At 55.7% G+C, this 5,445-nt stretch carries 5 protein-coding genes; all 5 read right to left on the bottom strand.

Annotated elements, in window-relative coordinates; all coding sequences use genetic code 11:
• Positions 1–124: 124 nt before the first annotated feature.
• Entirely contained in the window at positions 125–2,356 is a 2,232-nt protein-coding gene (gene mobV / locus J2Y49_RS32255; protein ID WP_310119853.1) for a MobV family relaxase, read from the bottom strand.
• 60 nt (positions 2,357–2,416) lie between these two features.
• Complete coding sequence (locus J2Y49_RS32250) at positions 2,417–2,770, bottom strand: hypothetical protein (protein ID WP_310119852.1); 354 nt, start codon at positions 2,768–2,770, stop codon at positions 2,417–2,419.
• Positions 2,770–3,051, bottom strand: coding sequence for a hypothetical protein (locus J2Y49_RS32245; RefSeq protein ID WP_310119850.1), 282 nt, complete (start codon positions 3,049–3,051; stop codon positions 2,770–2,772). Before J2Y49_RS32245 ends, J2Y49_RS32250 begins: the two co-directional genes overlap by 1 nt.
• 222 nt (positions 3,052–3,273) lie before the next feature.
• Positions 3,274–3,633, bottom strand: a complete 360-nt coding sequence (locus J2Y49_RS32240; protein WP_310119848.1) for a hypothetical protein — start codon at positions 3,631–3,633, stop codon at positions 3,274–3,276.
• A 242-nt stretch (positions 3,634–3,875) separates the two neighbouring features.
• On the bottom strand, positions 3,876–5,198 hold the full coding sequence (locus J2Y49_RS32235) for a hypothetical protein (RefSeq protein ID WP_310119847.1): 1,323 nt from the start codon (positions 5,196–5,198) through the stop codon (positions 3,876–3,878).
• Between the last annotated feature and the right edge of the window lie 247 nt (positions 5,199–5,445).

Genomic DNA, 5,445 nt, shown 5'->3' with positions numbered 1-5,445 from the left:
CGCGTTGACAAAATATCGACAAAGCATCGACAACTCAGGCACCAAGCCACGGAAAACCGCCATTTCTGAGATGCGCCAGCGGTGCTGGTTTTGTCGATATTTTGTCAACGCCACACACAGCAACTCAGGGTTTCGGGGTGTGGTCAACGTCCGGTTCGGTCTCTTGTTCGGCAGGCTCGGGAGACTGGAAGCGGCTCAGGATGCGGTTCACGTGGTACGAGGTGTCACGGTGTCGACCCAGCAGATTGGGGCTGTGCTGGAGGATCGCAGCCTTGATCTGGTCGGCGGCAATGCCGCGCTCATGGAGGCGTTTGGCAAGCATGAAATCAGCCGTTGAAAGGTCTGCCCCTTTCTCGGAATGGCCCTTGTAGCGCTCCACGACCCAGCCGTAAAACTGCGCCGCTTCACGGGCAATGGTGGGGTCCAGAGCCGCAGATGGCGGGACATCTGCAAGGCGTTGCATAGACTGCTTGCGCACCGCCTCGGGCACCGCCTGGGCGGCTGTAAGGTCCGTCTGCATCATCACATCGCGAACCAGGCCGGCAAGCCGCTTGCAGGCACTGTGTGCTGCCTCAAGCAGCGTCACAACAGGGAAGCGGCCATCCGACAGTCTGTGCTTCGGCTTGACGTTGCGAAAGCCAACGGCGCGGAACGGGTGTACGAATCCGCTGATATTCGGGTCGCCATACTCCAGGTTCAGCGTCCGAAACACCGCATTTCCAACGTCCTTGTCAGCGGCATCCTTTGGCAGAAGCATAACGCCTTGTATAGACGCCGTGCTTGTCTTTTGAATTACAGAAAATGCATGACCATCCGCTTTCATCTTTGCAAGGCTGTCGGGTGTCATGTCGTCCATCAGGACGTACCAGTAGCGGTCACTGAACGGCGTAATGAAGACGTTATATTCGCGCCGCCAGTTTTCGTTGTTGAGTTTCGGAACCATGTCCAACAATTCATCACGCTTGAAGAAGCGTTCGGCAGTATCTGGGGTGCGTGCCTTGCCCAGATTGTAAGACCGACCTGCATCTTGGTGCATGAGCGTAACGCGATATTTATCAGCATTCAGAGCGTCAAGTTGCTTCGCCAGTTCCGCACGGATCGCATACTCTTGCTTGGTGTATGGACGAGGCTCTTTACGGCCTTCAATCTCCTGCACATGCTCACGAGCCACAGCAACCGCTTCGTTGGCTGACAGCAGAACAGCATCATTGGCGCCGAACTCATGGTAAAGCCATGCGACGGCCTGCTTGTAATCAAGGCCACCAACATCTTTGACCATGTCGATGGCACCCTTCCACTTAGGAGAGCCATTCTCGTTTGTCAGCAATCCGTCATAACCGAGTGCCTGCGCAACACCTTGCAATGGCGACTTGCGAAGCCGGTCAATGACTTCCTTACTGAGCGTCAACTCTTCCGACAGTTTTGCTATCTGTTCGTCCTTGATGCGCAATGACTGCTTCAATGTCTTGTTCTCGTCTTTCATCCTGTCAAACTCCTTTGCTTTCGATTCCAGTTGAACTTGGTAAGACGCAACGTCTGACTCGTAGCGCGATGTTTCCATCTCCAATTCTGCAAGAGCCTTGTCATACGCAGTGTCTATACCGGCCGCTTTCATTGCTACGTACAACGCTGGCTTTTCCGGCAACTGGATGGAGGGCTTTACAGGACGATCGGCAAGAGGTTTGTTCACTGCATCATGGTACTGCTTGACGGTGCGGTGATGCGCCCTGCTGTTCTTAACGCCGCGAACAAGTCCAAATGGGCGCATGACATTTGCATATTCGGTCTGCAAGCGCCCTAACTTGGTGAGTTCGCTGTTATTAGTCTTACGGGCCTCGGCAATTATCGCAGCATCGTCGCCAAAGACCTTGTTGTAATGAACTTTCGTCACGGTCTTAGAGCCGCGTCTATACCTCTGCTCATACGTGGACAACGGCACCACCATGACGTGGAGATGCGGCGTGTGCTCGTCCATGTGCAAGGTTACGCTCGCAAGGCCAGGATATTTGCGCTTCAACCATTCAACATTGGTGCGCACCCAGCCCTTAAATTGGTCGGTGTAAACACCATTCCGCCAGCCTGGGGAGATGCTGTTAAAGAACTCGTCATCTGCCGTGAGGATCATTTCGGCACACGGCGTGCCGTCCTTGTGCGCCTTCTTATATTGCCCCAGAACGGCGGCAACGTCCGCCTGGACGTTGCCAGTGCCGTACAAGGTGCGGTTCAAGCCCCGCCTGCTGGTGTCGAAACTGGGCGACGCTCCAGGGCCGCCAGTACGTGTCTGGTGAAGATGAGCGCCACGAATAGCCGCTTCCTTGACCGGTGCAACACGTAGAACACAGGGAAAATCGGCCATGGTGGCTGCCTCATTTATTCCGCAAGCGCGGAGCGCGCGGCGGCAGGTGGGTGCAGAGCGCTACTTGGGCTGAGGAATGGAAGCGATCAGCCAGATCAGGTAATCGATGTCCCCGAGGATCCCGTTGATCGTGCTGTCTATGACCGTGTTGTGGCGCCAGATGACAGCATCACTGGAGTTTAGAAGGGCCTGCCATTGACCGAGCGCGTGCAACAGGATCGGAGAAACGGCGCGCGCTCGGTTTGCGATGGCCATTTCCAGCACGGAATAGAGTTCGCTCAGTTTGCTGATCAGCCATTCAACGTCCGGGTTTTCGCCGCTGCTGTACACGCTGTCGTGCAGCGTGTTCAGGGCTGCAAGGCACTGCGCATCGCTAGTGCCAGCACGCCACAAACCGAGGTTCATAGCGCTCATTACAGAACGTCCCCCGCCTGATTGGAGATGAAGCGGAGGGCAGGCCATTCGCCACCGGATGCCACAGCGTCAGCCAACGCCCGCAGGTAACTCGCCGCCAGTTCTGGCGAAATCTTGCCAACCTGGATCATCATTTCGACGCCGTATCGGGTGTAGCCACACCCGAATCCGACAGGGTCGATGCCATCCTCGCCGGCGGCAATCTTCACCCTGTGCGCGACGGCAGGAACGTCCTCATTCAGAATTTGCTGTGTGATCGTCACATAGTCGACAAACGGCATGCGTGTACTCCTTTCGTTCTTTTCTACTCCCAGCAGGATGCTGGGCGAATGGGCACCTTTAGGGGGCGCGGAGCGACCCCTAAAGGTGCGATAATGAGTATCTATGTTTAGATCTTAAAGGTTCATGTCGGCAGGAAGAAAAAGCGGCGGATCGGCAAATCACCCACCCGCCGCTCCGCGCTCCGCGCTTGCGGAATAAAGCGCGTTGACCTGCGAGTTGTCTTACTCGCTGTCTTGCTGCTCTGACTGAACTTCTTCGGTCTTGCGAGGCTTACGGGAACGCTTCGGCTTTTCTTGCACTGCGTCCGGCTGGTGCTCTTGCTCGTCGTCCTGCTGCTCGTCCTGCTGCTCATCAGCCGTGGCAGCGTCGAACGGCAACTCCTGCTGCGTAGCACTGCCGTTGACCTGGGAGATGGCCATGCGCATCGCCTGCTCGACAACGTGTGTGATGGACAGGCGACCCAGCCCACGTCCCTCAGCACGTTCAGCAGCATCCTGAAACGCGTTGTATAGCGCTTCGTCAATACGGCACGAAATCATCTTCGACTTTCCCTTGTCAGACAAGGGAAGGAGAAAGTTCATGGACCTGTCTTGATCCTTACTCGGTCGTCTCGCCATGTGGGGATTCCTTTCATCGTATGGCGTCACTGCGACTGATTGTAAGGCTACACTGTTTTCAGAACGATTAAAGCCAAATCTTAAGAAACCATTTACGTTGGAATAGACTGTTGCCAATACAACACACTTACTGATCGTCCGTCAACTAGTTTACATCGTGTCATGTAAACTAGTTGACGACGTATAGACTGACGTAAAGCGTCAAATCATGACGCACCTTCTTCTGACGGGCGCATCATGGTCATGACACGCAGCAAGGATTCCGCTTGGGCTACGTTCCTGATGTTCGAAATGCCACGGATCAGGTCACGCGGCTTGACCGCTCGCTTTTCCTCGACCATGACGCGCCGTGCTACACGCTCACCTGCCTGGATCAATCGTTCCAGATCGCCAAGGCCATGATCGCCAATGAGTTTTGCCGCGTCGTCGATATGGAGGGACAGCGCGCGAGCCGCCCAGCCGTAGTCCACAGCGGTCAGTTCCTCGGAAGGGTCGCCAGTCAGGACGTGATAGATCAGGGCATATTTGTGCGCACGCCAGAGGATGCGGCGATAGAATGACTCCGGAAGCCCTTCGTTGTAGAGCGCTTTGAACGATGCTCTGAACGCCTCTCCTGCGGTTTCCTCTGGCGCGTAATAGACGTCGCGAATGTTCTCTTCGATCTCTTGCCAGCGACGTTGCCAGACCGATGTGTCGATTTTCCAGATTGGATAATCGGTGAAATGACGGGCCGGATCGGCCTGTGCGATGATATAGGCGAAACGCTGCGCAAATCCGTCCAGCATCATCTCGGCGGTGACGTGCTGACTGAAAGTTTCATGCACCGTAAGGCCCAAAATGGAGAGGGCCGGGTTCTCCGCCTTGACGGTCCCCTTCAACGAACTGCGCTCCAACGAGTCGTTGTCGTAGAGGCGCAACAAATAATCTTTCATGTCAGCAAGGGGGCCAGCATCAGCGCTGATCGCTTTGAGATACTGCGCAAACTCGTCGCGAACCCACACACCCCGCGGATGCTCGGACAGTTTTTCAACGAAACGAGCGGATGAGACGATGCCAGTTCCGGGAAACTCTGACTCCGCAACAACGTCGCCAAGTGCGTCTCGCACCTGTTTCTGAACGAACGTTTTCCCTGCGCCAGAGGAAGCCAGCAGGACAAGCCAGATGTCCGGATCGACCCGCCCAGCCTCGGTCATGAGGTGCGTTCCACGACGCAGCAGATAGCCAGACACATACGCGAACGTGACGAAAAACGGCAGTTCCAGTGGAAGGTTCGTCTTCTGGCGGAACTCGGAGATCACCGCCTCAATGAACGATGCAGGCGGCACCGCCATCAAGCCGCGCCACTGGTCGCCACCTTGGCTGCGAGATGCCAGCATCGCCATGAGCGTAGCGGCGGCTTCCTCGTTTTGATTCATGGTGGTGAGGATCTTGTCGAAATCCCACTCCAACTGCCCTGGCTCACGCTCGGGTTTCTTGGGGCGGCCACGACGGGAACCGGTCGTTGACACGGTCTTCTTCTTCGACTCCATGTCCTTGAAACTCCTGGGAAATCATTCTGTCGATATTTTAGTCGATGAAAACGCGGCATTCAACCGTGTAATATCGACAACCGGTTTCTCTCGGCACCCCCCCTCGACTATCGACAGATTCGAGGAAAACCCAGGGATAGCAAGGTGTCCAGCGCGTTGACAAAATATCGACAAAGCATCGACAACTCAGGCACCAAGCCACGGAAAACCGCCATTTCTGAGATGCGCCAGCGGTGCTGGTTTTGTC

It is taken from the genome of Azospirillum sp. BE72, assembly GCF_031455875.1.
Lineage (GTDB): Bacteria > Pseudomonadota > Alphaproteobacteria > Azospirillales > Azospirillaceae > Azospirillum.
Note: the sequence above shows the minus strand (reverse complement) of the source record. Positions and strands in the feature narration are given on the sequence as shown.